The sequence below is a fragment of the Levilactobacillus muriae genome (assembly GCF_045862015.1).
Taxonomy (GTDB): domain Bacteria; phylum Bacillota; class Bacilli; order Lactobacillales; family Lactobacillaceae; genus Levilactobacillus; species Levilactobacillus muriae.
Map to the genome: position 1 here is coordinate 108,451 of NZ_BAAFRU010000009.1, position 25,574 is coordinate 134,024.

General features: G+C 48.7%; 23 protein-coding genes. 10 read left to right on the forward strand and 13 right to left on the reverse strand.

The features are described from left to right. Nucleotides 1-166: 166 nt before the first annotated feature. From gyrA to dnaA, 7 genes are all read right to left on the reverse strand, one after another. Nucleotides 167-2,704 (reverse strand): DNA gyrase subunit A, encoded by a 2,538-nt coding sequence (gyrA, locus tag ACKTSF_RS08115; RefSeq protein ID WP_407888340.1) that lies wholly within the window; start codon nt 2,702-2,704, stop codon nt 167-169. Nucleotides 2,705-2,725: 21 nt separating this feature from the next. Beyond that, nucleotides 2,726-4,672: a DNA topoisomerase (ATP-hydrolyzing) subunit B gene (gene gyrB / locus ACKTSF_RS08120; protein ID WP_407888342.1), complete on the reverse strand. Its 1,947-nt coding sequence runs from the start codon at nt 4,670-4,672 to the stop codon at nt 2,726-2,728. Between the two features lie 3 nt (nt 4,673-4,675). Beyond that, entirely contained in the window at nt 4,676-5,830 is a 1,155-nt protein-coding gene (gene recF / locus ACKTSF_RS08125) for a DNA replication/repair protein RecF (protein WP_407888344.1), read from the reverse strand. Next, nucleotides 5,830-6,057 carry a S4 domain-containing protein YaaA gene (gene yaaA, locus ACKTSF_RS08130; protein ID WP_407888346.1) on the reverse strand — a complete coding sequence of 76 codons (228 nt, stop codon included), beginning with the start codon at nt 6,055-6,057 and terminating at the stop codon, nt 5,830-5,832. The genes recF and yaaA overlap by 1 nt, the downstream gene beginning before the upstream one ends. Before the next feature lie 42 nt (nt 6,058-6,099). Next, nucleotides 6,100-6,285, reverse strand: coding sequence for a hypothetical protein (locus ACKTSF_RS08135; protein WP_407888348.1), 186 nt, complete (start codon nt 6,283-6,285; stop codon nt 6,100-6,102). Nucleotides 6,286-7,009: 724 nt separating this feature from the next. Next, nucleotides 7,010-8,149 carry a DNA polymerase III subunit beta gene (gene dnaN, locus ACKTSF_RS08140; protein ID WP_407888350.1) on the reverse strand — a complete coding sequence of 380 codons (1,140 nt, stop codon included), beginning with the start codon at nt 8,147-8,149 and terminating at the stop codon, nt 7,010-7,012. A gap of 271 nt (nt 8,150-8,420) precedes the next feature. Beyond that, nucleotides 8,421-9,779: a chromosomal replication initiator protein DnaA gene (gene dnaA / locus ACKTSF_RS08145; protein WP_407888352.1), complete on the reverse strand. Its 1,359-nt coding sequence runs from the start codon at nt 9,777-9,779 to the stop codon at nt 8,421-8,423. Between the two features lie 536 nt (nt 9,780-10,315). Here dnaA and rpmH point away from each other — a divergent pair. The 8 genes from rpmH to ACKTSF_RS08185 all read left to right on the forward strand — a co-directional run bounded on the left by rpmH (nt 10,316) and on the right by ACKTSF_RS08185 (nt 18,078). Further along, on the forward strand, nt 10,316-10,450 hold the full coding sequence (gene rpmH / locus ACKTSF_RS08150; protein WP_081624573.1) for a 50S ribosomal protein L34: 135 nt from the start codon (nt 10,316-10,318) through the stop codon (nt 10,448-10,450). Between the two features lie 104 nt (nt 10,451-10,554). Then, nucleotides 10,555-10,911, forward strand: coding sequence for a ribonuclease P protein component (rnpA, locus tag ACKTSF_RS08155; protein WP_125701443.1), 357 nt, complete (start codon nt 10,555-10,557; stop codon nt 10,909-10,911). 2 nt (nt 10,912-10,913) lie between these two features. After that, nucleotides 10,914-11,747 (forward strand): membrane protein insertase YidC, encoded by an 834-nt coding sequence (gene yidC / locus ACKTSF_RS08160; RefSeq protein ID WP_407888355.1) that lies wholly within the window; start codon nt 10,914-10,916, stop codon nt 11,745-11,747. Between the two features lie 802 nt (nt 11,748-12,549). Further along, on the forward strand, nt 12,550-13,350 hold the full coding sequence (gene jag / locus ACKTSF_RS08165; protein WP_407888357.1) for an RNA-binding cell elongation regulator Jag/EloR: 801 nt from the start codon (nt 12,550-12,552) through the stop codon (nt 13,348-13,350). 256 nt (nt 13,351-13,606) lie between these two features. Beyond that, complete coding sequence (mnmE, locus tag ACKTSF_RS08170) at nt 13,607-15,001, forward strand: tRNA uridine-5-carboxymethylaminomethyl(34) synthesis GTPase MnmE (protein WP_407888359.1); 1,395 nt, start codon at nt 13,607-13,609, stop codon at nt 14,999-15,001. Between the two features lie 69 nt (nt 15,002-15,070). After that, nucleotides 15,071-16,981, forward strand: coding sequence for a tRNA uridine-5-carboxymethylaminomethyl(34) synthesis enzyme MnmG (gene mnmG, locus ACKTSF_RS08175; RefSeq protein ID WP_407888361.1), 1,911 nt, complete (start codon nt 15,071-15,073; stop codon nt 16,979-16,981). Nucleotides 16,982-17,388: 407 nt separating this feature from the next. Further along, nucleotides 17,389-17,766: a hypothetical protein gene (locus ACKTSF_RS08180; protein ID WP_407888363.1), complete on the forward strand. Its 378-nt coding sequence runs from the start codon at nt 17,389-17,391 to the stop codon at nt 17,764-17,766. 81 nt (nt 17,767-17,847) lie between these two features. Continuing rightward, nucleotides 17,848-18,078: a type II toxin-antitoxin system Phd/YefM family antitoxin gene (locus ACKTSF_RS08185; RefSeq protein WP_407888365.1), complete on the forward strand. Its 231-nt coding sequence runs from the start codon at nt 17,848-17,850 to the stop codon at nt 18,076-18,078. 38 nt (nt 18,079-18,116) lie between these two features. Here the strand turns inward: ACKTSF_RS08185 and ACKTSF_RS08190 are convergent, their stop codons facing one another. The 5 genes from ACKTSF_RS08190 to ACKTSF_RS08210 form a co-directional block, all read right to left on the reverse strand. Continuing rightward, entirely contained in the window at nt 18,117-18,380 is a 264-nt protein-coding gene (locus tag ACKTSF_RS08190; RefSeq protein WP_407888367.1) for a hypothetical protein, read from the reverse strand. A gap of 175 nt (nt 18,381-18,555) precedes the next feature. After that, on the reverse strand, nt 18,556-19,239 hold the full coding sequence (locus ACKTSF_RS08195) for a YjjG family noncanonical pyrimidine nucleotidase (RefSeq protein WP_407888369.1): 684 nt from the start codon (nt 19,237-19,239) through the stop codon (nt 18,556-18,558). A 91-nt stretch (nt 19,240-19,330) separates the two neighbouring features. Continuing rightward, nucleotides 19,331-20,584, reverse strand: coding sequence for a Fic family protein (locus ACKTSF_RS08200; RefSeq protein WP_407888371.1), 1,254 nt, complete (start codon nt 20,582-20,584; stop codon nt 19,331-19,333). Between the two features lie 243 nt (nt 20,585-20,827). Further along, on the reverse strand, nt 20,828-22,171 hold the full coding sequence (gene brnQ / locus ACKTSF_RS08205; RefSeq protein WP_407888373.1) for a branched-chain amino acid transport system II carrier protein: 1,344 nt from the start codon (nt 22,169-22,171) through the stop codon (nt 20,828-20,830). Nucleotides 22,172-22,270: 99 nt separating this feature from the next. Then, nucleotides 22,271-22,918 (reverse strand): NAD(P)-dependent oxidoreductase, encoded by a 648-nt coding sequence (locus ACKTSF_RS08210; RefSeq protein ID WP_407888375.1) that lies wholly within the window; start codon nt 22,916-22,918, stop codon nt 22,271-22,273. 121 nt (nt 22,919-23,039) lie between these two features. Between ACKTSF_RS08210 and ACKTSF_RS08215 the strand changes: the two genes are divergently transcribed. After that, nucleotides 23,040-23,621, forward strand: coding sequence for a GNAT family N-acetyltransferase (locus ACKTSF_RS08215; protein ID WP_407888377.1), 582 nt, complete (start codon nt 23,040-23,042; stop codon nt 23,619-23,621). 28 nt (nt 23,622-23,649) lie between these two features. Here ACKTSF_RS08215 and ACKTSF_RS08220 read toward each other — a convergent pair whose 3' ends face one another. Continuing rightward, nucleotides 23,650-24,177, reverse strand: coding sequence for an acyl-CoA thioesterase (locus ACKTSF_RS08220; RefSeq protein WP_407888379.1), 528 nt, complete (start codon nt 24,175-24,177; stop codon nt 23,650-23,652). 156 nt (nt 24,178-24,333) lie between these two features. Between ACKTSF_RS08220 and ACKTSF_RS08225 the strand changes: the two genes are divergently transcribed. Further along, nucleotides 24,334-25,545, forward strand: a complete 1,212-nt coding sequence (locus ACKTSF_RS08225) for a condensation domain-containing protein (RefSeq protein WP_407888381.1) — start codon at nt 24,334-24,336, stop codon at nt 25,543-25,545. The last annotated feature ends 29 nt before the right edge of the window (nt 25,546-25,574 follow it).

Genomic DNA, 25,574 nt, shown 5'->3' on the forward strand with positions numbered 1-25,574 from the left:
TCAAAATCCACCGAAATCATTTACAAATTAAATTATAGGCAGGTGGTTGACTTTTCTTCAAAAAAAAGGCCAGGACAACCGTCCCAGCCTTTTCAATCTCAAAATTTATCGTATTGGACCAAATGCTAAAAACACATTCGTTCCAGTCTCATTAAGTCGCTTTCAATTAAGCTTCGGGTGCGTCAGAATTCGGCGTTACCGGTGCACTATCGGTTGCGGGGACGTCGCCGTCCGTCGTCTCGCCTTCAGCATTGGCACTGTCATCTTCCTTATCAACTTTGGCCATCGTTGCCACCGCAGTATCTTCGCCCAGACGAATCAGGTGCACCCCTAAGGTTGCCCGACCTGTCTCGGAAACATCGCTCCCGTTGAAGCGAATCATGACACCCTTGTTCGTGACTAACATCAGATCCTCGTCACCATCCAAGGTGGTCAATCCAGCTAACGGTCCGTTCTTCTCGGTCACGTTGACGGTCTTGATTCCTTTACCACCACGGCCCTTGATTGGGTACTCACTAGCTGGCGTCTGCTTCCCATAACCCTTTTCGGAAATGACAAACACCCGACTGTCGGCCTTGAGGACACTGGCACCGATCACGTAATCACTCTCACGTAACCGAATACCACGAACCCCAGTCGCTGATCGACCCATTGACCGCACGTCCTTAGCCGCAAAGCTAACGGCATAACCTAGATGCGTTCCAATGATCATGTTGGCATCACCATTGATGATATCAACATCGATCAATTCATCATCATCCTTGAGGTTAATGGCCTTCAGACCATTACTTCGGATATTGGCAAATTCGTCAACCGGCGTCCGTTTGACCGTCCCTTGGACCGTCGTGAAGAAGATGTCACGTTCGGCATTTTCTCCCGGATTAGCCACGTTGATTACGGCCTGCACATGCTCATTATTGTTGATACCAAGCAAGTTAATCACCGGAATCCCCTTGGCTGTCCGCCCGTATTCAGGAATTTCATATCCCTTCATCCGGTAGACCTTCCCCGTATTGGTAAAGAACAAGAGCATGTCATGCGTGGACGTTGCCACGAGGTGTTCGATGAAGTCATCTTCATGGACACCCATACCTTGAACTCCTTTACCACCACGGTTTTGAGCCTTAAACTCAGACGTTGGTAATCGTTTGATGTAGCCGTTGTGCGTCAATGAAACCACAACGTCTTCTTCGGCAATTAAGTCTTCGTCTTCCAGACTCAAGACCTCACCGACCATCAATTCGGTCCGCCGCGCGTCGCCGAACTTGTTTTGAATTTCCATCAATTCGTCGTAGATGATGCTCTGTTGACGTTCCTTGGATGCCAAGATTTCCTTGTAATCCTTGATGTTCGCCATAACATCGTTGTATTCCTTCTCAACCTTTTCACGTTCCAAACCGGTCAGACGAACCAGTCGCATGTCCAAAATGGCTTGTGATTGCTTGTCTGATAGGCTATAACGCGTCATCAATTCATTTTTCGCCACTTCCGCAGTCTGTGACTGTCGAATAATGGTGATAATTTCATCGATATGATCGAGGGCGATCCGCAACCCTTCCAGGATGTGAGCCCGAGCTTCAGCCTTCCGTAATTCGAAAGCCGTCCGCCGTTGAATAACCTGCAGCTGGAAGTCCAAGTAGTATTGCAAGATCGGCTTCAGGCCGAGAACCTTGGGGGCACCCTTCACGATAGCCAGCATGTTGATCCCAAACGAGGTCTGCATGAGGGTCATCTTATACAGGTTATTCAAGATAACTTCTGCACTAGCATCCCGCCGAACATCAATAACAATTCGCATCCCTGTCCGGTCGGTTTCATCGTTGACATCGGTAATGCCTTCAATTCGCTTGTCTCGAGCCAGTTCAGCGATCCGTTCGATCAGCTTCGCTTTGTTGACCATGTAAGGAATTTCTGTGGCCACAATGCATTGCTTACCGTTCTTTTCTTCTTCGATATCGACTTTCGCCCGTAAGGTAATGGTACCCTTCCCGGTCTCGTAAGCCCGGCGAATAGCAGCCTTCCCCATCACAATCCCACCGGTTGGGAAATCGGGTCCTGGTAAGACCTCCATCAACTCAGCCAGACTGGCGTCAGGGTTCTTCATCAAGATGTGCAGGGCACTGATAACTTCCGTCAGGTTGTGTGGCGGAATGTTCGTGGCCATCCCCACGGCGATCCCAGAAGCCCCGTTAACTAACAGGTTAGGGAAACGAGAAGGGAGCACAACGGGTTCGCGTTCGGACCCATCGTAGTTATCTTGGAAATCAATCGTATCTTTATTAATGTCACGCAGCATTTCCATCGCGATCTTACTCAGTCGCGCTTCGGTATACCGCATGGCAGCGGCCCCATCACCATCGACAGAACCAAAGTTCCCGTGACCGTCCACTAACATGTAGCGGTACGAGAAGTCTTGCGCCATCCGCACCATAGATTCATACACAGCAGAATCACCATGCGGATGGTATTTCCCAAGGACATCCCCGACCATCCGGGCAGATTTCCGGAATGGCTTGTCAGGGGTGATCCCGAGTTCGTGCATATCGTATAGGATCCGACGGTGGACTGGCTTCAAGCCATCCCGCACGTCTGGTAACGCCCGTTGTACAATCACACTCATCGCGTAATCCAAGAAGGATGTTCGCATGGTTTGTGAAAGGTCAACGTCGGTAATCCGACCTATATTGTAATCTTGATCAGCCAAATTTTTGCCCTCCGTTCTTCACTAAACATCCAACTCGGCGAAGGTGGCATTGTCCTCGATAAATTCCCGTCGAGGCGCAACCTTGTCCCCCATCAACATACTAAACACTTGATCAGCATTGATGGCATCCTGAGCATCAACCCGCAAAAGTCGTCGATTTTCCGGCTTCATGGTCGTGTCCCAGAGCTGTTCAGCATCCATTTCACCAAGCCCTTTGTACCGTTGAATCTGAGGCTTGGGTGCAGGTGGTAATTGCCCTAATAATTCCTTCAATTCATCATCGGTATCCAGATACTGTTGCATCTTCCCTTGCCGAACCCGATACAGGGGTGGGCAGGCGATGTACACGTAACCGGCATCCAACAATGGCCGCATGTAGCGGTAGATCAACGTCAATAACAGTGTCCGAATATGGGCACCGTCGACATCGGCATCGGTCATGATAATTAATTTGTGATAGTTGGCCTTTGACACGTCAAAGTCAGAACCAAAACCGGTTCCCATGGCGGTAAACATAGACCGAATTTCTTCGTTTGCCAAGATCCGGTCCATGGACGCCTTTTCAACGTTCAAAATCTTCCCCCGAATGGGTAGGATAGCTTGAGTCAATCGCGACCGGCCCTGCTTAGCAGACCCACCGGCAGAATCCCCTTCGACAATGAACAATTCGGAAATGGCAGGGTCTTTAGACGTGTTATCGGCTAATTTCCCAGGCAGATTGGAGATTTCCAACCCACTCTTTTTTCGTGTCACTTCTCGGGCCCGCTTAGCAGCGACCCGCGCTTTAGATGCCAGTGTCCCCTTGTCCACAACCTTGCGAGCAATGTCTGGATGTTCCATCAAGTAGCGCATGAAGTGATCAGCGAACGTGTGATCCACAGCGGTCCGGGCATCAGAGTTCCCTAACTTAGTCTTGGTCTGACCTTCAAATTGAGGATCCGGATGCTTCACGGAAACCACGGCGGTCATGCCTTCACGAACGTCATCCCCAGTCAGGTTAGGCTCGTTATCCTTCATCAGCTTGTTTTGCCGAGCATAATCGTTCACGACCCGGGTCAGCGCGCGCTTGAATCCTTCTTCATGGGTCCCACCTTCATAGGTGTGGATGTTGTTGGTAAACGTCAACAGGTTGTTATGATAGTCATCCGTGTATTGCAGGGCAACTTCCACAGTAATCCCGTTTTCTTCACCTTCAACGTAGATTGGGGGCTCGAATAAGGTTGTTTTATTTTCGTTCAAGTAATCAACGTAATGGCGGATCCCACCTTCATAGTGAAAATCGTCTTCAGTCGGCGTTTCTGGACGTTCGTCACGAATGGTGATCCGCAAGCCCTTGTTCAGAAAGGCCAGTTCACGTACCCGCGTCGTTAGCGTCTTAATATCAAACGTCGTCGTTTCCCGGAAGATATCTGGGTCCGGTAAGAAGTGCACAATGGTTCCGTGTCGATCTTGGTCTAGGCCCTCTTCCATGACGTACATGGGTTTCTTAACGTGACCACGTTCAAAGGTAATCCCATAACGCTTGCCACCCCGGATAACCTGAACTTCCAGGTGAGTTGACAACGCGTTGACAACGGATGCACCGACCCCGTGAAGACCCCCGGAGACCTTGTAACCGCCACCGCCAAATTTACCCCCGGCATGCAGGATGGTATAAACCGTTTCCAAAGCGGGCTTCCCCGTTTTTTGTTGCGTGTCGACAGGAATCCCACGACCGTTATCAGAAACAGTAATACTGTTATCCTTTTCGACCGTGACATGAATGGAATCCGCAAAACCAGCTAAGGCTTCATCGATCCCATTATCCACAATTTCCCAAACCAAGTGATGAAGACCTTGGGCACTGGTCGAGCCAATGTACATCCCGGGCCGTTTCCGGACCGCTTCGAGGCCTTCTAGGACCTGGATTTGGCTGGCATCATATTCTCTGGCTTGTTCTGCCTTGGTTTCATGTTCTTTATCAGTCACTGCTTAATCCTCCTTTGTTGCCGGATCGCCACTTGGGGCAGATCCATCAGCCACCACCGTCCCGTTAGCCACGTGAAAAATGGTCGGGTCCTTAATCAACTGGCGGGTAATCCCGCTCAGACTGGTGGTGGTAATAAACGTCTGTACTTTATCCTGGATAGCTTTCAACAGATGGGTCTGCCGGGCGTCATCCAATTCAGAAAGGACATCATCAAGTAACAAGACCGGATACTCCCCGGTCTCTTCTTTCATCAGGTCAATCTCAGCAAGTTTGACGCTTAACGCTGTAGTTCGCTGCTGACCTTGAGAGCCGAACGTCTGCACGTTCTTCCCGTTGACCCGAAAATACAGATCATCTCGGTGCGGGCCCACTAGGGTCGTCCCCCGGTAGAGCTCCTTGTCCTGATGTTCCTTGTAGAGCTGCGTCAACGCCGCACAAATGGTGTCCGGGTCCGTCAATTGATCCTCTGGCACCTGGGTTGCGTAGTGAAACGTCAGCTCTTCTTTTTGCTGAGAGATCTCGGCGTGAATCGCCTGCGCCCAGTGCTCCAGCTTATGTAACATCCGCAGCCGCTGGGCAATGATCTCCGCACCATACGCGGCCAGTTGGTCGGATAAAACCGACAAAAACAACAGGTCACGATTTTGCTTATGCTGTAAATCTTTGAGGTACCGGTTCCGCTGCTTTAGCAGTGTCCGATACTGGCTCAGATTGTACAGGTAGCGCGGATTCATCTGGCCAAACTCCATGTCCATAAAGCGCCGCCGAACAGTCGGTGCACCTTTGACAATAGCGAGATCCTCCGGTGCAAACAAAATCACATTGAGCTGGCCGATATATTGTGACAGTCGAGCCTGCTCAAGGTGATTCACTTTGGCGCGCTTACCTTGACGTGAGAACGTTAATTCTAGGGGCACCGACCCCACCGATTTCACGACTCGTCCGCTAACCTTCGCCGTTTTGGCTTCCCAGTTAACGAGGTCGTGATCATTGGCCGTTCGATGACTACGCGTCAACGCAAGAACGTAGATTGCCTCTAATAGATTGGTCTTGCCCTGCGCATTTTCTCCCAATAAAACGTTGATCCCGGGTCCTAACTCGAGATTAGCACTGGGATAGTTTCGAAAATGCCGCAGCTGCAGTTCTTGCAAATACATTATTCACCCTGCTTTGAGCGTATAAAAAATAATCCTGTATCAGGCACTTCCACCGTATCTCCAGGATACAGCTTGCGGCCCCGCCGGTTGTCCGGCTCGTCGTTGACATTAACGGTGTTTTCCCGCAAATACCACTTGGCTTGACCGCCAGTACTGATAACGGATTCTTCTTTGAGTAACTGGCCTAAAGTAATGTAGGGCGTCTCAATGAAAACTTCTTTTTTCACAATTTCACCCCTCTATATTCTTCTTTTATATTATACCGCATTTTAGGGAAAAGTACAGTTTAACTGCTTGATTTTTGCGTTCTCAGCCGATTTAAGCCCTTCCTGATATTTTTGATAAAAAACCGGTAGATTTGCTCTAATCAAAAAATAGCGGCCTTTTAACGATTTTTTTGTTTTTTCAGTCCCTTTTTCAGGCTTTTCTGAAAGTTGTTGAAAATCACGAAGCATATGCGCACGCAAGTAACCAATTTCACGTGGAAATTGGCGGAATTTTGAGGGTATTTTCAGAAATTGTACCCGTTTTGGAGCTTACATGGGTGTTTAACGTTGGCATACCAGATAATTGGCGCGAAATGATCCGTCATTTTGAAAATTTTAGCTGATCTGTCCATTTTATATAGGCTGGCACTGAGGTCGTGGCTTGATCGGTGCTTTTAGCTGGATTGCTGGGGGACTTTTTCTTCAATTCAACATTGCCGAAACGTGCTCCAGAAGGCAGGTCCCTGAGCTTAACCCCATTAAGCAAAAAATCCAGGCCCGGGATTTTCTGCTTAATGACGTTAATGCTCAGAGTCTAACCGCACTCTTTTTCCCTAGTTTCGGAACTTTTCCTCTAATTCAACATTGCCGAAACGTGCTCCAGAAGGCAGACTCCTGCGCTTAACCCCATTAAGCAAAAAATCCAGGCCCGGGATTTTCTGCTTAATGACGTTAATGCTCAGAGTCTAACCGCACTCTTTTTCGCTAGTTTCGGAACTTTTCCTCTAATTCAACATTACCGAAACGTGCTCCAGAAGGCAGGTCCCTGCGCTTAACCCCATTAAGAAAAAATCCAGGCCCGGGATTTTCTGCTTAATGACGTTAATGCTCAGGACCTAACCGCCTTCTTCCGCACTCTTTTTTACAAAAAAAGCGCCACCCTTTTGAGGTGACGCTCCGTTAGTTTCTAAATTTAGAAGGTTCGTACCGGCGTGATCAATTGAATGAAGTTGCTGGTATCTTCCGTTGGTACTAATGTAAATGGCCGCAAAGCCGACGTGAAGGCTACTCGAATCGTCGTTTGACCAAACGACCGCAGTGCATCCTTCATGTAGTCGGGGTTGAAGGAAATTTCTAGGTCATCCCCGGTGAGTTCCTTGGGATCTAGCGCTTCTTCAACGTTCCCGACATCTGGAGAGTTACTGAAGATGGTCACCTGATTATCCGCTGGCGTTAAGGTCAGCTTAACCACGTTGTTTCGGGATTCGTGGGACAACAATGAGGCCCGTTCAACAGCCGCCAATAATTCTGGCGCTTCGAATTCGACCGTGGTCGAGGCTTCCTTAGGAATTAACCGCGACGTATCTGGGTAGTTCCCTTCCAATAGTCGTGAATAGAACGAGGTGTCCCCGAGTAAGAACAACACTTGGTTTTCGGAGAATTGCATCTTCACGTCACTGTCATCGTCGCCGATCATTCGGGAAAGTTCGGTCAAACTCTTTCCGGGAATGATCACGTCAAAGGCTGCACTACTTGGTGTAGGCAATTCGATTTGGCGCTGTGATAACCGGTGACTATCCGTGGCAACGGCCAGGAATTGATTATCAGCCAACACAAAGTGAACCCCGGTCAAGATTGGCCGACTTTCTTGATTGGAAACGGCAATAACCGTTTGGCTGATCAGTTCCTTGAAGACGGCCCCAGAAAGCACAACGGAATCGGCAGCATCGACTTCTGGTAAGTGTGGATAGTTGTTGGCATCCTGTCCGTTGATGTTAAAGGCTGCGGACCCAGAGGTAATCTCCGTTTGAAACGCATCCTTGACCGTTACCGTCATAGTTTGTTCGGGCAATCGTTTCACAATTTCACTAAAGAAGCGTGCCGTTAAAACGATGGCGCCAGGGTCATCAATGGTGAGCCCAATATCTGGATCATCCGCACGAATCAAGGATTCGATCGAAATGTCAGCGTTAGAACCCGTTAGTAGGAGACCCGCATCACTGGCAACAATTTTGATCCCCGTTAAAATGGGAATCGTGGTCTTAGACGAAATGGCCCGTGACACATTATTGAGTTCCTTAATGAAGGCCGCCCGGTTAATGGAAAATTTCATAAGATTAGACACTCCTTTTTAGTGGTGCGTAGTTTACTTAATTAAAAGAAAAAGACAGTAGCCGTAGTAGAGCAGTGTATTCTGTGGATAACTCGACGAAACAGCCTGTGTTACTAGACTTTCCACCTGTGGATAACTTGTGGAAAACTTTGGCCGTTCTTCTTTTTTATCCACACGCGCCGTTAGCTATACGTCTATCATACCCTAGTTGGTCACCAAAAAACCGTCACGAGTCTGCTAACTTTGTCGCGCTGACTCGGACGATTTCGCCCTAGCGCCGTAATTCATCTTTCAGATTATCGATGTCCTTTTGTAATTCAGCATCGGTCTTCAGTGAATCCTGGATTTTATCGTAGGCGTGGATGACCGTAGTGTGGTCTTTGCCACCAAACTCGTTTCCGATACGTGGTAATGAGGCTTCCGTTAATTCACGCGAGAGGTACATGGCAATCTGCCGTGGCATGACGATGGCTTGCTTGCGTTTCTTCCCCTTTAAATCTTTGAGAGAAACGTGGAAATAGTTGGCCACGCGGTCTTGGATAACCGGAATCGTGATGGCATCCGTGGCATTAGCGAGTTTGAGGCTCTTGAGCGCTTCAGCGGCCAAGTCAGTCGTGATTGGTTGGTGCGTCAACTGATGGTAGGCCTGAACCCGGGCCAATGCGCCCTCGAGTTCTCGCACGTTAGAGTCGATCTGCCCAGCGATATAGCTTAAAGTATCGTCAGGGATGTCGATTTGATCGGCATCGGCTTTATTGCGGAGAATAGCAATTCGCGTTTCCAAGTCTGGTGGTGTGATGTCGACGGATAAGCCCCAAGCGAACCGCGAAACGAGGCGATCCTGTAACTTAGGGATCTCATTGGGTAGTCGATCGGAAGTCAGGACAATCTGCTTCTCATCATCGTAAAGTGCATTAAATGTATGGAAGAACTCTTCTTGGGTTCCTTCCTTATTAGCGAAGAACTGAATATCATCGACCAGTAGCAGATCAACGTTACGATACTCCTGACGGAACTGCTCCTGCGTTCGGGTCTGAATCGCATTAATAAAGTCATTTGTGAAGGCTTCGCTAGTGACATATTTGACCTTGGTGTCCGGGCGATCTTCGAGCATTTTATTGCCGATCGCATGCATCAAGTGGGTTTTACCAAGGCCCACGCCACCGTAGAAGAACAACGGATTATACATCACGCCGGGTTCTTCGGAGACAACTAAGGCCGCTGCGTGGGCCATCTGGTTGCCTTTTCCGATGACGAAAGTGTCAAAAGTGTAGCGGGAATTCAGCGCGGTTTCCTTCATGAAAGTCGGTGTTGGCTCTGCAGTGGCCGGTTCCTCAAGGGTCGCGGTCTTTGCTTTGCGCGTCGCCTGTTGTTGGCGTTCGCTTTCAATAATTAAAATCGGCTGAATATCTTCGTGAGCGGCTTGGTATGCGTATTCTACCAATTGCTGGTCCAGGTGTTGATGGGTCCAGTAATCACGATGCAGGGGTGACGGGAGTTCCAACGTCAATTTGTTGCCATCTAAGGCAATTGGCTTGGCAGTTTCAATCCAAGTCTTGTAGGTCGTTGGTGTGTTATTTTCCTCGAATAACGCCTTGATATCAGTCCATAAAGTTACCATATCTGGCACTGATGTATCCCCCTATTAATTATTTAGATAGTCATTTCCCATTTGAGCGCAAGAGGCCCAAACGAAAACGTAAGTCCAGTGTAGCATGAAGAAAAAAAGTTTTCCACAGGGTATTTGGAGCTGTGTATAATTGTTTCACAGGAAGTGAACAAAGTTATCCACAGGCAAATAAAAATCTGTGGAAAGTTTTGACTGTCTCAAGTTATGCACAGCATCGTGTAGACCGTTACTACAATAGCATCAGGTGTTTCACAAGTTATCCACAGAATCCACTGAACCTACAAAATTAAAATAAACAGGCTGTGGAACAGTGGATAACTGAGTGGGAAAGTCGGGAAAAACTTTTTGTGGATTTTAGAGTTATCCACAGTTAAAGTGCATGAAACAAATTTCGTCGGGGAGAACTTTTTTATGGAAATTCAAAGTTCCTATTTCCATTCGGCGAAATTTATGCTAATATGTTCAGGAAATGCATTTAGTATTTGTCTGGCTTCACCAGATAAAAAATAGTCATAGTTAAGAGAGGAGATTTTACGATGAAGCGCACTTTCCAACCAAAGAAACGTCACCGTTCACGTGTCCACGGCTTCCGCAAGCGTATGAGCACTAGCAATGGCCGTCAAGTTTTAGCACGTCGCCGTCAAAAGGGACGTAAAGTATTGTCTGCATAGGCCGCTGATGGTTCAGTGGTCTTTTTATTTTATCTGCGAGAAGACTGGGACCCTAATCTCTCGCGGACTGTTCAACAAATCGTTGAGAATTTTGGAGATGCACCATGCGAAAATCTTACCGCATTAAGAAAGAAGCGGAATTTCAGCAGGTCTTTGAAACCAGAAATTCGGTGGCAAACCGGCAATTTGTGGTGTATTCAATGGAAAAACCAGATCAACTACATTTTCGAGTTGGCATTTCAGTCGGTAAGAAAATTGGGAACGCGGTCCACCGTAATTGGGTGAAGCGCCGGATTCGGCAGAGTCTACTCGAGTTGAAGCCCTACCTCAAGCAGGATGTGGACTTCCTCGTAATTGCTCGGCCCCGGGCGGATGGCATTTCCATGACTGATGCGAAGAGCAGCCTGATTCATGTTTTGAAACTGGCAAAACTGCTGGATTCCAACTATAGCGAGGAATAAAAGTGAAAAAGTACAAACGTACCCTACTTATGCTAGGTATTGTGAGCTTAGTCTTTATCCTTTCCGCTTGTAGCAATGCACCAATCACCAATCAGAGTACCGGGATTTGGGACGGCTGGATCGTTCTGAACTTCTCTCGGGCAATTATTGGGTTGGCCAACATGTTCGGCGGAAGTTACGGTATCGGGATCATCATCTTTACCATTATCGTGCGGATTATTTTACTCCCACTGATGATCTTCCAGACCCGGAGCATGCGGAAGACGCAGGACTTACAGCCACAATTAAAAGCCTTACAGAAGAAATACTCCTCAAAAGATCGCGAAACGATGCAAAAGATGCAGGCCGAACAGCAAAAGCTGTATTCGGAAGCGGGCGTTCACCCCATGTTGGGTTGTTTGCCAGCTGTCGTTCAGTTGCCAATCATCTGGGCATTGTATCAAGCTATCTGGCGGACGGCCGTTCTGCGGTCTGGGAGCTTCCTGTGGTTGCAATTAGGCCACAAGGACCCGTATTTCATCCTACCTGTCTTGGCCGCTGTCGCCACGCTGATTAGTTCGTGGTTAAGCACCAAGTCAATGCCAGAGTCCAATTCAATGAGTACCATGATGATCGTCGGGATGCCGGTAGTGGTCTTCTTCACTGCCCTGAACGTGCCATCATCACTGTCCTTATACTGGACGATTTCGTATGTGTTCCAAGTTGGCCAAACCTTGTTAATTCAAAATCCGTGGAAGATTCAAGCGGAACGCGATGCCAAGGAAAAGGAAAAGAACGAACACGAACGCACGGTTAAAAAAGCAATTCGACGTGCAAAGCAAAGCAAACGTAAGTAAATAAGTTAGCATAAATGCATTTTATCGGCACAGGACTTCGGTTCTGTGCCTTTTTTGTATAAGAGAGTGAAGCAAGCCGATTAGATTCTGAGCATTAACGAGAATAAGGATTCTGGTCGGCAGCCGCCGGCCAGGAGTCTTATTTTTGTTAAGCGCAGGAATCTGGCTTGCGGAACTCGTTTCAGAGGCCGCATATCTCCGGATATAAAGGCGAGAGAAAACCCAACGAACCAAACCAGAATAGTCATTATCATCTATGCCGAGCCGGTGCTTATCTGGGTTAAGCGCAGAGGCCTGCCCGACTGAACACGTTTCAACAGCCGCATATCTCCGGATATAAAGGCGAGAGCAAGACTAACGAACCAAACTAGAAGAATCAGCAACCTCATTTGCCAGGAGTCTTATTTTTGTTAAGCGGAGGGGGCTGCCCGAGGGAGCGCGTTTCCGAGGCCGCATATCTCCGGATATAAAGGCGAGAGCAAACCCAACGAACTAAGCAAGAGAAATCAGTTCGTTGCGTTGGTCAGACATTCCTTAACGCCATCATCACAGGAGTTAGAACGTCAATCGGGACTGGTTATCGACCGGTATTGCCAATTACTTTCCCTCGGTCCCAACGTCCCCAAAAGCTGCCTTACACGAACTACTTATATAATTTCCCCTCAAAAGTCTCAATACCTATGGCAGCTTAACGGATTTATAGAGACGCATGTGCCCAATCATTTTCAGACTGAATTACGGGGCGTGCCATAAGCATTATGGTATACTGAATTTTAGCGAAAAAGACATGGAGGAATGGACGATGACAATCTACACGGGCAAAACGGAAGAGGCAGCGATTGCGGCGGGGTTAACTGCGCTCAACAGTCGCCGCGACCAAGTCATAATCAAGGTGGTCGCCACTCCGCGGAAGGGTTGGCTGGGAATCGGTCGGCGTGATGCCATGGTGGATGTTGTCCTAAAGACGGTTGCGGTAGCGTCATCCGCTACACCGGAACCACAATCGGTAGCATCGTCGTCAATGGCAAGTTCTACGACGCCAGTTAAGACGGCCGTTGCTTCGGCAGAACCAGTAGTCGCAGAACCGGCTACAGATGAAGCGCCGACATCGTCCGAACCCACAGTGACCCCTCAGGAGCGTCGTAAGCGGCGTGAGGCAGCAATCGAAAGCGTTCAGGACTACTTGGCAACGATTGTGGAACAGCTGGGCATAGACGCCACGATAGACGTTGAAGCGGGTGCCCATCGCCAAGTCCGGTTAGTCTTTACCACGGATAAGGAAGGGTTGCTAATTGGCAAGCATGGCCGAACCATCAACGCCTTACAGAGTTTGGCCCAATTATTCTTGAACCATCACGGCGCTGCTCATGTGGAGCTGGAACTAGATGTGGCGAATTACCGGGAGCGCCGTGCAGCCACGTTGAGCCGCTTAGCGGAGAGTACTGCACGGGAGGTCGTAGCGACTGGAAAACCAATCTATTTGGATCCGATGCCATCGTTTGAACGAAAGCAGATTCACGCCGTTCTGTCGAAGAACCGCTACGTTACGACATATTCAGCTGGGAAGGAACCGCATCGCGCGGTCGTCATCGAACCAGCATAAGTTTCGTTTGACAAACACGCCGTTACCCCTTATAGTGAAGACAATCATTCTTATCAAGTTTGCGATAAAGTAGTGAAAGTACTTTATCCACGCACAGTTAGGTGGCGTGGAGTAGGTGCTTTTTTTTATGGCGTTAAATGATACGCCCGGGGTGAGTGCCTAAGGAGTCAACGGACTTGGATCGGCACTGTCCCACAAAAATCCAAACTTGTTTAGGACAATTCAGACAGCAGTAAATATAAAAGGAGAATGGCTCATGACAGTCACCACAACAGAATTTGATACGATTGCAGCAATATCAACACCGCCTGGTGAAGGTGGCATCTCAATTATTCGATTGAGCGGTGAAGAAGTCTTTGACGTTGCCTGCAAGCTTTTCAAGGGCACGGATTTGACGAAGGTTGCGACCCACACGATTCATTACGGCCACATCATCGACCCCGAGAATGGGGAAGAAGTGGATGAGGTAATGGTCACTGTGATGCGGGCACCCAAGACCTATACCAAAGAAGATATTATTGAGATTAACTGTCACGGTGGTATCGTGGCTACGAATAGGATCCTTCAATTGTGCCTGAGTTATGGGGCGCGATTGGCTGAACCTGGCGAATACACCAAGCGGGCTTTCTTAAATGGCCGGATTGATTTGACTCAGGCAGAATCCGTCATGGATCTGATCCGAGCTAAGACTGACAAGTCGATGAAGGTGGCATTGAACCAATTAGACGGTGACCTGTCGAAATTGCTCAGAAATCTTCGCCAAGACATCTTAGATGCCTTGGCCCAGGTCGAAGTCAACATCGACTATCCCGAATACGATGGCGTAGAAGCGATGACAACGAAGATGCTGTTGGAGAAGGCCCAAGAGGTCAAGCAGCAGATCAAGACGCTATTGGCAACCGCTAAGCAGGGGAAGGTTCTCCGTGAGGGCCTTGCCACAGCAATTATTGGCCGACCAAATGTTGGAAAGAGTAGTCTACTCAACCACTTACTTCACGAGGATAAAGCAATCGTGACTGATGTTGCTGGGACTACGCGTGATGTGATTGAAGAATACGTCAACGTCAAAGGGGTGCCGTTAAAGCTGATCGATACGGCCGGCATCCGCGATACAACGGATAAGGTCGAAAAAATTGGGGTTGAACGGTCGCGTAAGGCGATCAATACAGCTGATTTGGTCATGCTGGTCTTAAACGCTAGCGAGCCTTTAACGACTGAGGATACGCAGCTACTGGACGCCACGGCTGACACGCAACGGATTTTAATTTTAAACAAGACGGATCTACCGCAGAAGCTGGATATGGCGACTTTAAAGCAGGCCGCTGGGGACAGCCCCATCCTTGAGACTTCTATCCTGAAGAGCTCAGGGCTGGATAAGCTAGAAGAAACGATCGCGCATCTATTCTTCGATGAGGGTATTGAATCTAGTCAGAATACCGTGATGGTTACGAACGCCCGCCACATTGGGTTGTTACATCAGGCTAGTGACGCCTTAGACGACGTCATGCAGGGCATCGCTGCGGGGATGCCTGTTGATCTGGTACAGATTGACATGACGCATGCCTGGGATCTGCTCGGTGAGATTACGGGAGACAGCTACCAAGACGAGCTACTCGATCAACTGTTCAGTCAGTTCTGTGTCGGGAAATAACGTTAAATTAAGTCCACAAAGAGACCGTGTGACCGTCGTTACGACGATCACACATGGAGGGAAAGAACCATGACTGAAGTAATTGCATATCCGGGACAGGACTTCGACGTTATCGTCGTCGGGGCCGGTCATGCCGGTAGTGAAGCCGCGCTAGCCGCAGCTCGGATGGGAAACAAGACCTTACTAATGACGATCAACTTGGATATGGTGGCATTTATGCCATGTAATCCATCCGTTGGGGGTCCAGCTAAAGGAATCGTCGTCCGTGAAATTGACGCCTTGGGTGGCGAGATGGGGCGTAATATTGACAAGACTTACGTCCAGATGCGGATGCTGAACACCGGTAAGGGTCCAGCCGTCCGCGCTTTACGTGCCCAAGCTGATAAGCATGCCTACCATGCTGAAATGAAACACACCATCGAACGCGAACCCAACTTAACCTTGCGTCAGGGTATCGTGGATGATTTGATCGTGGAAGATGGTGCCTGCAAAGGGGTCATCACCAACACGGGAGCGCGCTATAGTGCCAAGGCCGTCGTGATTGCGGCTGGAACTGCTGCACGAGGGAAGATCATTATTGGTGAATTGATGTACGCTTCTGGTCCCAACAATTCCCAACCAGCCAACAAATTGACGGCGAACCTGCCTAAGTATGGTTTTGAACTGGAACGCTTTAAGACCGGGACACCACCACGGGTCGACGGGAACACAATTCATTACGACGAGACTGAAGAACAACCGGGTGACAAGGAGCCGAACCACTTTAGCTTCACGACGCCAGATAGCGCCTACCTTGACCTCAAGAACCAATTGTCTTGTTGGTTGACTTACACGAATCAGAAAACACACGAAATTATCAAGGCAAACCTCGACCGCGCACCGATGTTTACGGGCGTTATTGAGGGTGTCGGCCCCCGGTATTGTCCATCGATCGAAGATAAAATCGTCCGATTTGCCGATAAGCCACGCCACCAACTCTTCCTAGAACCAGAAGGCCGAAACACTGATGAATGGTACGTTCAGGGACTTTCAACATCTATGCCGGAAGAAGTGCAACAGAAGATTTTGCACTCTATTCAAGGTCTCGAGGATGCGCAAATGATGCGGCCAGGCTACGCTATCGAATATGATGTCGTTTCCCCTTACCAACTGCGGCCAACCTTGGAAACCAAGCCGTTGAAGAATCTGTTTACGGCGGGGCAAACTAACGGAACTTCTGGGTATGAAGAAGCTGCTGGTCAAGGGCTGCTAGCCGGAATCAATGCCGGGTTGCGGGCATTAGGCAAGCCTGGCTTCACGTTGAAGCGGTCCGATGCCTATATTGGGGTGATGGTCGATGATTTGGTAACTAAAGGCACCAACGAGCCTTATCGTCTATTGACGAGTCGCGCCGAATACCGTTTGATCTTGCGGCACGACAACGCTGACTTACGTTTGACGACCAAGGGTCATGAATTGGGACTAATCAGCGACGATCGTTACGACGCTTTCTTAGCTAAGAAGGCCGCGCTACAGGCTGAACTTGATCGGCTGAACAGTATCCGAATCAAGCCCAACGAGGCCATTAATACCTTCATTGAGAGCAATGGCGACAAGCCCCTGCAAGATGGTGTGTTAGCTGCCGTCTTCTTGCGTCGGCCATATGTGGACTACCAGACGTTGCTGCAGTTCATTCCGGCGCCTGAACAACCGCTAGATCGGCACATCGTGGAAGAAATTGAGATTTCATTGAAGTACGCCGGTTACATCAAGAAAGCCGAGGCCAACGTGGCGAAGCTGAAACGGATGGAAGCTAAGGCGATTCCCGCCAACATCGATTACGATGCGATCGACGGCTTAGCCACTGAAGCGCACCAGAAGTTAAAGAAGATCCAACCTGAAACGTTGGCACAAGCTAGTCGAATCAGTGGGGTCAACCCAGCTGATATCGCGATTTTGAGTGTGTACATCGAACAAGGGAAGATTGCAAAAGTGAAGTAACGAGTAAGGAAGAACGCGATAATTAACGCGTCCTCCCTTTTTTATTATCATTGAATTAATTATTAGTAATTATAGATTAATTACTAATAGCAATACGAAATCTTTACAGGTTCTTTGCAAAAACCACATATAGGCTTGTTAAGCTAACTGATGAGTGAGACGACTGCCCGCTGCTTAATCGGTTTGATGAAAGATCAGTTCTGCTGGTGTATAGGGGTGGTTCCTGCCGTGCGGAAGCAAAAATGGCGTTTGTCACGGGGAATTTGGGATGACATCCTGCGTGGATTAGAGCATAGTAGCTGGTCATGATTAAGTCACTAATAAAAAGAGTGCCTAGGAATCACAGTCAAATTTCGGTAAAATTAAACTCTGGGGAATACAATACAAATCACTGGGGAGTTTTACATATGCGAATGAGTCTGTTGTGTCTGGGAATTATCTTGGTTCTGATCAGTCACGGGTTGCACCACCATACGCTACGTCAGCTGCAATCAGGTACCACGCGGTCACAACGGTGCGTTGCGGTATACCATGGTTTCTTGTATCTCGGTTTGGCATACGTGGCGGTGGGATTGTGGCGACCAGCATGGTTGAATCCGCGAGTCATCAGCCTGCTGTTATTGGTAGATGGTCTGGCTCTCGTCACAAGTTATTATCAGCACCGCCACCAGCAATATCCGGCCACCATGCGGGCATTGTGGCGGCGACAGGCGTGGTATTTAGTCAGTAGTCAGATCTTGCTGGCAGTTGTCTTACTGGGGACGTTGGTGACCTTACCAGCGTAAATTTTAGATGGTCATTCGGAGAACCCGTTAACGCTGGCAAATCAACGCTAATGGGATTTTTAAGTCATTGGGGGACAGATTATGAAACGTTATTCACCGGCTGCCGCACAACAAGCATTGTTGCAAATTTTAGATGAAGTGACACGCAAGCAAGAGCTAGTCGTCGTAACACCGACGGACGGCAACGATGCGAATTCGGCTATCATTGTTGCTAAGGATGAGTGGGAAGCACTGAAAGCCGCTTTAGATGCGACTAAACAACCAGCTCAGGATACGGGTTACCTGGATCTCGATAAGATCGAATGGGGTTAAAAAAAGCCGCGCATCCCTGAAGATAGCGTGGCTAATTGTTAATTCCCACCAAGGATAAATGCTCTACCAATGGAAGAAATTAAGAAAACGATTTGAATAGTCAGGTCGATCCGATTTAACGGATTGGCGTCGGTCGTACTCTCGAAGACGTTAAAATGCAGCATTGCCGTGATTAACGAACTAAAGCAGAGAAAAGCAACGATTTTAGGATCCTGGAGAAACAACATAGCCAACAGTAGAATTAGCGTTAAAATAGTGACGGCAATTTTAGCGGGAGTTGCTGGAAATCGCGTTTCGGTCATGGGTCTTCACCTCGTTTCACTCAAATGAGAATATGAGATTTCGGTTATAACTTGTTACCATCATACCAGAAAATCTGGTTAAAGAGGTAAATTAGTGCTTGAGATTTTATCACAAGCTTTGAATTAAAAAAATCGCCTGTTAGCATCATCGATTGCTAACGGGCGATGCGTCTATCTAGGCGAGTAGAACTTGCTTAAGTGCCGTGTAGGAATCGGCTTCGTAAGTGGGATGGTAATTGACTGAACTAACGGTGTGTTGGGGGTTAAACCAAACGCTGTCGAGATGTGCATTGGTAGCACCCAGAATGTCGGAGTGGAGACTATCACCAACCATCACGGTATTTGCAGGGGTCATCGTCGGATATTGGGTGAAGATGGGCGCGAAGAATCGTTCGTCCGGCTTGTCGTACCCGACATCTTCAGAGATGAAGACACTGTCGAAGAAATGCGTTAGTTGGGAACCCGCAAGACGATTGAGCTGAATGGACTTGGTACCATTGGTTCCTGCAATGACGGTCACGCCAGCACGAATAAGCGCAGTTAGAAAGTCGGTAGCACCAGGCAACGTGTAGTAGTTATGATCGAGCATGCTTTTGTACTGCTTCTCGACGGCGGGGCCATCCACGGTGACACCCATAGCACCGAAAGCTTTGGCGAAGCGCGTGTCCAACAGGGGTGCGCGGTCGGCACCTAGCTCGATTTGGTGCCAGATGTCCTGATTGATTTTAACGTAGGTGGCAAGTCCGCGCTGTACATCGGTCACGCCATATTTTTGGAGCAAGCGGGTAACACCCTCGTTTTCACCACGGGTAAAGTCGAGGAGGGTGTCATCTAAGTCAATAATTGCGTATTTTTTCATGAGAGCGCGCCTTTCGAATTGGTTTTGTCGAGTTTAGCATAAATTCTGGGGATGATAAAGAAAAAATGATTCCCCAGATTTTGGAGAACCATTAGTTAGAAAACAGGACTTGCTGTGTCTTGAGTGTTAATTTATGGGTCTTTGGATTGGCTTGCATCAGTTCAATATAGCCGGATTGAATCAAACTATCTAAGACTTTATTTAAGCGAAAGCGACTGAGGCCGGTGTATTCAGATAGAGACTTGTCTGTCAGCGATTTAACGTACTTTCTGAAGATAGTGGCTTGGCACAGAATAAATAGAACGTTTTCGGCCGATTGTTCAAGCTGGGCGTCATCAGTCAAATTATTCGCCTTTTTAAGGAGGTCAATGTCATCGTCTAGCTTTTCAATAACCTGCTGTTGCCCAGATAATAAGAGTTGCATCATAGAAATGATAAAAAATGTGGCCTCACCAGCATTATAGGGATTCGCCATTTCCACAAATGCTTTGTAGTAGGTGTCCTTATTTTTAAGAATTGCGGAAGAGAAGGTAATAGCTGACATCATGTCTAATTTACGTGAAAGATAAGAGCAAACGATAAAGCGACCCGTTCGTCCGTTTCCATCATAGAAGGGATGAACATATTCGTAGAAGTAGTGAGCAATAAAACATTTGGGAAGGGAAGGAATGTCGTCATCGTTCATTTCGTTAACAAGCTTCCCTAGGTCCGAGATAATCTGTTCTTCAGATTCGTCACCACGATGAACGACGCGATCACCAGAACGAATGATTTCTCCCTCTTTCCTAAACTGTTTGCCATCAGGGAGATCATCGGATTTAATTTCTTGACTAACAAGCTCATCCCAGATTGTTCGGAAGTCTTGGACGTCATGAATCTTGTTATATTTATTGTCTTGGAACTTAATATATTGATTGGCCAGTCCGGAGAAGCGACCTTTGTCACTCTTATTTTGTTTAATACGGTCGATGACGGTGCCCAGCTCTTCTCGAGAGCTACGGACATTTTCAATTTCGTTAGTACTTTGTAGCTCATCAATAAGATTGCTGATAAATACTTGGTCGCGTGCAACTGGGGGGAGCGATAACATTTTCTTTTCAATTTCACTAGAAAGTTTAGTAATCTGTTCCTCAAGTTGGTTAATTTTTAAGACAGGAAGATAAAAAATTTCAAAATGGTTGTTTGTTCTAAATCCACGCTTAAATGGTGAAATTAGTAAGCCGGTTTTTATTGCCAGAAGGTTATCCCGACGCTGCGTTACAGCATCTTGGTAGCCAGTTAAGTTACCAGCAGCCTGATTTTGGTAGTAGATGGATTTTAGACTGGGATATTCTTGAATAGTCATAAACGACCTCCTAATTTTGAAGCGCTTTTGAATGTTGGCGAATAAAACGGGAACCAATAGTAAAAAAATCGCGATTTCTTTAATGTTGCGGGTTAAAAATAGGGTGAACATTCAAAAAATAGCACTTTTTTGAATGTTGATCGTCGGATTTTACCTGGATAATCAAAATATGCCAGTTCTTTGAATATGGAAATTTGGCCATATAAAAACCGCGTCACTTAAGAGCAATGCGGCCTTATAAACTTAAACGGCTTTTGACCGGAACACGCGTCCCAGAATCCAACCCAGGACAACCCCAATCAATGCTGGAACAACCCAGCTGAAGCCTTGTTCGGCTAGTGGTAATTGGTTGTTAAGGGCGAGAATTGCGCGACTCCAGCCGGCCTGTCGGAGACTGCTGGGGAGTGCCGCTATGGCCGAGAAGATGGCCGGTACCAGCGTGAACAACATCGCCAAGCCAAACAGCCAGCGACTGGTACCCAGCAGGGGTGAGAGCACTGCCAGCACAATCAAGACAATCGCTAGTGGGTACAGGAACATCAGCACGGGTGACGAATAGCTGATCAACTTGGTCAGACCCACGTTTGCGAAGAGACAGGGTAACGCGCTGGCCACGACAATCAACCAGGTGTAGGACAGGCGCGGAAACATTTCGTGAAAAGTATCCCCAAACGCCGAGATCAAGCCAATCGCCGTTTTTAGGCAGGCAATAATCACAATCAGAGCTAGAAGAATATTTCCGAATGTGCCAAAGTATTGGTTGGCAATCTGTGCTAGGGTGATACCACCATTGGCGGCTGGTGCGAATTTGCCCAGACTCATCGTCCCCATCAGTGCGAGTAACGTGTAGATCAGGCCCATCAAGACGACACTAATGGTTCCGGACTTGATCACGTCCTTGGCAATTTGACCGGGCTCGGTGACGCCCAGTGCGCGAATACTGTCGATGACGACGATGCCAAACGCTAACGACGCCAAGGCATCTAGCGTGTTGTACCCTTCAGTAAATCCCGTTGCCATCGGACTGGTTGCGTAGGCGCCACGTGCTGGTGTGGAGAAGCCACCCATCGGTTTGATAAAGGTGGCCAGGATTAATAGGCCAAGTAAGATTAGAAAAATTGGTGTTAGCCACTTACCAATGTAGGTCATCAGTTTTCCGGGATTACGGGCCAACAGCCACGCAATCACGAAGAACAGAATAGAAAAGCTAGCTAGGACCAGGCCTTGATGCCCGCGACTCACGAAAGGCGCGAGGCCAATCTGATAGGATGTTGTGGCCAGTCGGGGAAGCGCGAAAAACGGCCCCACAGTCAGGTAGAGCAACACCGTAAATATGTAGGCAAAGGGTCGGTTGACGTTGGTTGCCAGGTCAAAGACACCCTCGCTACGGGTCAGACCGATCCCGGTGACTCCCAAGAGTGGCAGGCCAATTCCAGTCAGGAGGAGGCCGATGACCGCCCACCCAACATTGTGGCCAGCTTGCTGACCCAGAAAGACGGGAAAAATCAGGTTACCGGCGCCGAAGAAGAGACCAAAGAGCATCATGCCGATAAACAGGAGTTCCCGCCAAGATAATCGAGTTTTCAAAGTAATCGCAACTTTCTGTAAGCACAAAGTATGGTCGTGTAGACCTTAGGTAAGCATATCAAAAAAGGGCCTCCGTGGGAACGGGAACCCCCTATAAATTTATTTATCAGCGACCGTGAAGCGCACTTGGTGGTGTTGTGGCTGTTCAATTTCGTCTAAAATAGCGACGGCCATGGTACCGGAGGAGGTTTCAGATTCCTGGTTGGCGTTGACTAAGAGTTCATCGTCACCCACTAAGAATGGTGTTGCAGCGCCGGCGTGGAAGTTCGCCGCCGGTGACACGCCGACCCAGTTGACGTTGTCTACGTCGCGCAGGAAGTTGAGTTCCTTCAACTGATTTTGCGGGATGCTCAGGAAGCTCGCGGCGTTAGGATCTTTGGCAATGTCGTTAACGAACAGGTGGTGATCATCCCCAGTTTGAAGGCTGCCAGCACCCAAGATAAAGACGAGGCGGGGATGCGTCGTTTCCCGTAATTCGGCAACGAGGCGCGTTGCGAGATCAACGTGTTGAAAAGCCAGACTAGGTGCGGTTGCAAAAGCATCGATGACTACGTCGGTCGTTGTGAGGTCGGCGGCGGTTAAGGTAAAGGCATCTTGTACCTTAGTTGTCAGATTAGGATTGGCAGGCAGTGTGGCGAGCTTTTCTGCCGAGCGGGCCAATGCTGTGACGCTGTGACCACGCCGAAGCGCCTCTGCGACTAACGCTGAACCGGTCATCCCGGTAGCACCAATAATTGTGATTTTCATGAAAGGACCTCCTGTATTTGCTGCGATCAGTATACCGGTTTTGGCGGAGTCCGCCAACAATTATGGCTCGACGTGGTTGCGGGTGTGGTAGAGTAAGAGAAAACACCGAGGAGGCACTATCATGAAAAGTGTAGTTCAAGGACAATTGGTTCATTTAACGGAAATGCGTGATGGGGATGCGGAGTGGCTTCAAGATACGCAGTGGGAGCCAGGACTCTTACGGAATTTGTCAGCCGATGCTCTACATCCCTGGACGGCGGCGGAATACGCTGAACTGGCAGCGGACCCGGATAGCGACGATAAATTTTTCTTTATGGTGCGTGCTAATGCGGACGATGGTCTACTAGGTTGGGTCATTCTCGATGAGATTCAGCTGAAGAATCGACGCGCTGAACTGGGAATTGCGCTCCCAGTGGCGAGTGATCGGGGTCAGGGCTACGGCGTGGATACGCTTAACACGATCTTGTCATTTGCCTTCAATGAGTTAGGACTACATAAGGTGACGCTGGACGTCAACGCCAATAATCAAGCGGCGCTGCGGGCATATGCGGCCGTTGGATTTGTTCGTGAGGGTATCAATCGCGAAGCCGTTTATCAGGATGGTCAGTGGCTCGATTTGTATCAATTTGGCATTCTAGCCAAGGAGTGGTGGGTTGTTTCACGTGGAACAATTCCAGACGAAAACACCACCGCCGACAAGTAAAGTCGCAGTGGTGTTTCACATGAAACATTTAGTCGACAGGCCAAGGTGAATCGGTCGTGACGTGCGTATTTAGGGCGACTTGTTCCTGGCGGCGTTCCTTACGTTGTGCCGCTCGTTGCGAATAGCCGGCACAGAGGTAGCGTTGCTCATCAGTGATTGGTGTGACGCCGGGAAGTAGTGCCGTGACGGATTTATCATCGATCACATAGGTAATAAAGCAAGTAAACCCAACGAAGCGGTCGCCAGTTGTCAGGTTCTCGCCAACGATCTTGACGAATACCTCCAGCGAGCGTGTCCCCGTGCCACTGACATAGGCCTCCAGAATCATGGAATCGTCGAGGTGAAATGGTCGTAGAAAACTCACGTGGTCGAAAGACGCGGTTACAACAGTCTTGTGCGTGAGGCGAACGGCCGCTACGGAGGCGCTGTCGTCTACCAGTGAGAGAATCTTACCGCCAAAGACGGTCTGATGTTCATTTAAATCAGGTTGAAAAACGCGGTGCGTGGTCACAATGCGCGTGGCATTGCAGGATACAGGTGTAGGTTGAGTTGTCACAAGCGTCACTCCATTCGTTAACAGTTACCTTCATTCTAACAGACTGAAAATTTGGTTACAGTATTATTAACTTTTCGCTATATCTTGTCGGATTCATAGAGGTTTGGATGATGGTTTTGCTATACTGAACCTAAATTAAGCAGGAGGGGTGATCGTGTGAATTATCGTGGCGAACCGTTGGATTTAATTCCAACGCTAGACTTGGCGCAGACGTATCCATTGTTGGAATGCACGCTAAGTCTGATGCACCCCATCGATGTCAAGCGACTGACGGAGGCGGTTAAAACAACCCAGACGGTGGTTCCACAGATCCTCAGTCGCTATAATCTGCGTCGTAATCGATTCGAGGAGCAACCTGCGAGTCTTGATCGGGTGATCACGGAGTATAGTGCCAGTCACGATCCTGGCCGCGGACAACTGGATGTTTTACAGGGGCCGCAGCTAAAGATTCAAGTGATTCATTACGCCGATTACGATCAGTTGCGATTGATCATGAGTCGATTATTGACTGATGGTGAGGGGTTTAAACACTACCTGTATCTGTTGGCCGCAGCTTATGATGGTCAGAATCTGGCGGACTTTGTGAATGAACGAAGTGTTCGGCGGATTTTGAATTACTTGCGGCATCCCCACCGGCCAATCCCACAAACGACAGACGCGCCAGTGGCGGACGGATTTCCGCAGTTACAAGGAAATGTCCACCATCATAAGGGTGAGGCCCTGATTCCCCGCGTGGAGAGTCGGCGCTTGCGGCAACGCGCACGGCAACAGGGTGTCACCATGAATGCCGTGCTCTTGTCGGCGTATGCGCTAGCGCTATTCTCTTTGACGGGTGAACGACGCCTGGTGATTCCGTATCAAGTTGACTTACGTTTACAGGGACCGGTAGCGGCGACCAATGTGGTACAAGTTGCCAACTTGACCAGCGAGATGGCGGTGCCAATCACGGTGCAGGAAGGGGATACCCTACAGGACGTGGTTGCACGGACTCAGGCAACCATTAGCCAGTTACGTGATAGCTTGGCCTATCTGGCACCATTGGTAGAAATTAACCGGATGAGCCGTGCCCTGCCGCCAGAACTCGTTCGGCGGTTAGCGGGTAAACATCGTGAACAGGCGATGGTCTCCTTTGCCAACTTTGGGCATGTCGACCATACGCGTCTAAAATTTGGCGACACCCGCGTCACGCAGATCTACTTCGCGGGAACCTATCGGGCAATGCCGAATTTTCAATTGACAGTGAGTGCCTATCATGAGGCGTGGACGTTGGCATTTCGGATGCTGGGGTCGGAACCGGACTATCAATTAGGCATTAAAATTCTGAAGAATGTCGTGGCCCAGCTGAATCAGTGGGATCATGGCAAATAAAAACGCGCGTTTTACCATTTCTGGTAAGG

Excerpts from the sequence above, each read along its gene's own strand:
- recF (WP_407888344.1), bottom strand. The coding sequence starts at position 5,830 with ATGTATTTGCAAGAACTGCAGCTGCGGCATTTTCGAAACTATCCCAGT.
- ACKTSF_RS08135 (WP_407888348.1), bottom strand. The coding sequence starts at position 6,285 with ATGCTTCGTGATTTTCAACAACTTTCAGAAAAGCCTGAAAAAGGGACT.
- dnaN (WP_407888350.1), bottom strand. The coding sequence starts at position 8,149 with ATGAAATTTTCCATTAACCGGGCGGCCTTCATTAAGGAACTCAATAAT.
- rpmH (WP_081624573.1), top strand. The coding sequence starts at position 10,316 with ATGAAGCGCACTTTCCAACCAAAGAAACGTCACCGTTCACGTGTCCAC.
- rnpA (WP_125701443.1), top strand. The coding sequence starts at position 10,555 with ATGCGAAAATCTTACCGCATTAAGAAAGAAGCGGAATTTCAGCAGGTC.
- jag (WP_407888357.1), top strand. The coding sequence starts at position 12,550 with ATGACAATCTACACGGGCAAAACGGAAGAGGCAGCGATTGCGGCGGGG.
- mnmE (WP_407888359.1), top strand. The coding sequence starts at position 13,607 with ATGACAGTCACCACAACAGAATTTGATACGATTGCAGCAATATCAACA.
- mnmG (WP_407888361.1), top strand. The coding sequence starts at position 15,071 with ATGACTGAAGTAATTGCATATCCGGGACAGGACTTCGACGTTATCGTC.
- ACKTSF_RS08180 (WP_407888363.1), top strand. The coding sequence starts at position 17,389 with ATGCGAATGAGTCTGTTGTGTCTGGGAATTATCTTGGTTCTGATCAGT.
- ACKTSF_RS08185 (WP_407888365.1), top strand. The coding sequence starts at position 17,848 with ATGAAACGTTATTCACCGGCTGCCGCACAACAAGCATTGTTGCAAATT.
- ACKTSF_RS08190 (WP_407888367.1), bottom strand. The coding sequence starts at position 18,380 with ATGACCGAAACGCGATTTCCAGCAACTCCCGCTAAAATTGCCGTCACT.
- ACKTSF_RS08195 (WP_407888369.1), bottom strand. The coding sequence starts at position 19,239 with ATGAAAAAATACGCAATTATTGACTTAGATGACACCCTCCTCGACTTT.
- ACKTSF_RS08200 (WP_407888371.1), bottom strand. The coding sequence starts at position 20,584 with ATGACTATTCAAGAATATCCCAGTCTAAAATCCATCTACTACCAAAAT.
- ACKTSF_RS08210 (WP_407888375.1), bottom strand. The coding sequence starts at position 22,918 with ATGAAAATCACAATTATTGGTGCTACCGGGATGACCGGTTCAGCGTTA.
- ACKTSF_RS08215 (WP_407888377.1), top strand. The coding sequence starts at position 23,040 with ATGAAAAGTGTAGTTCAAGGACAATTGGTTCATTTAACGGAAATGCGT.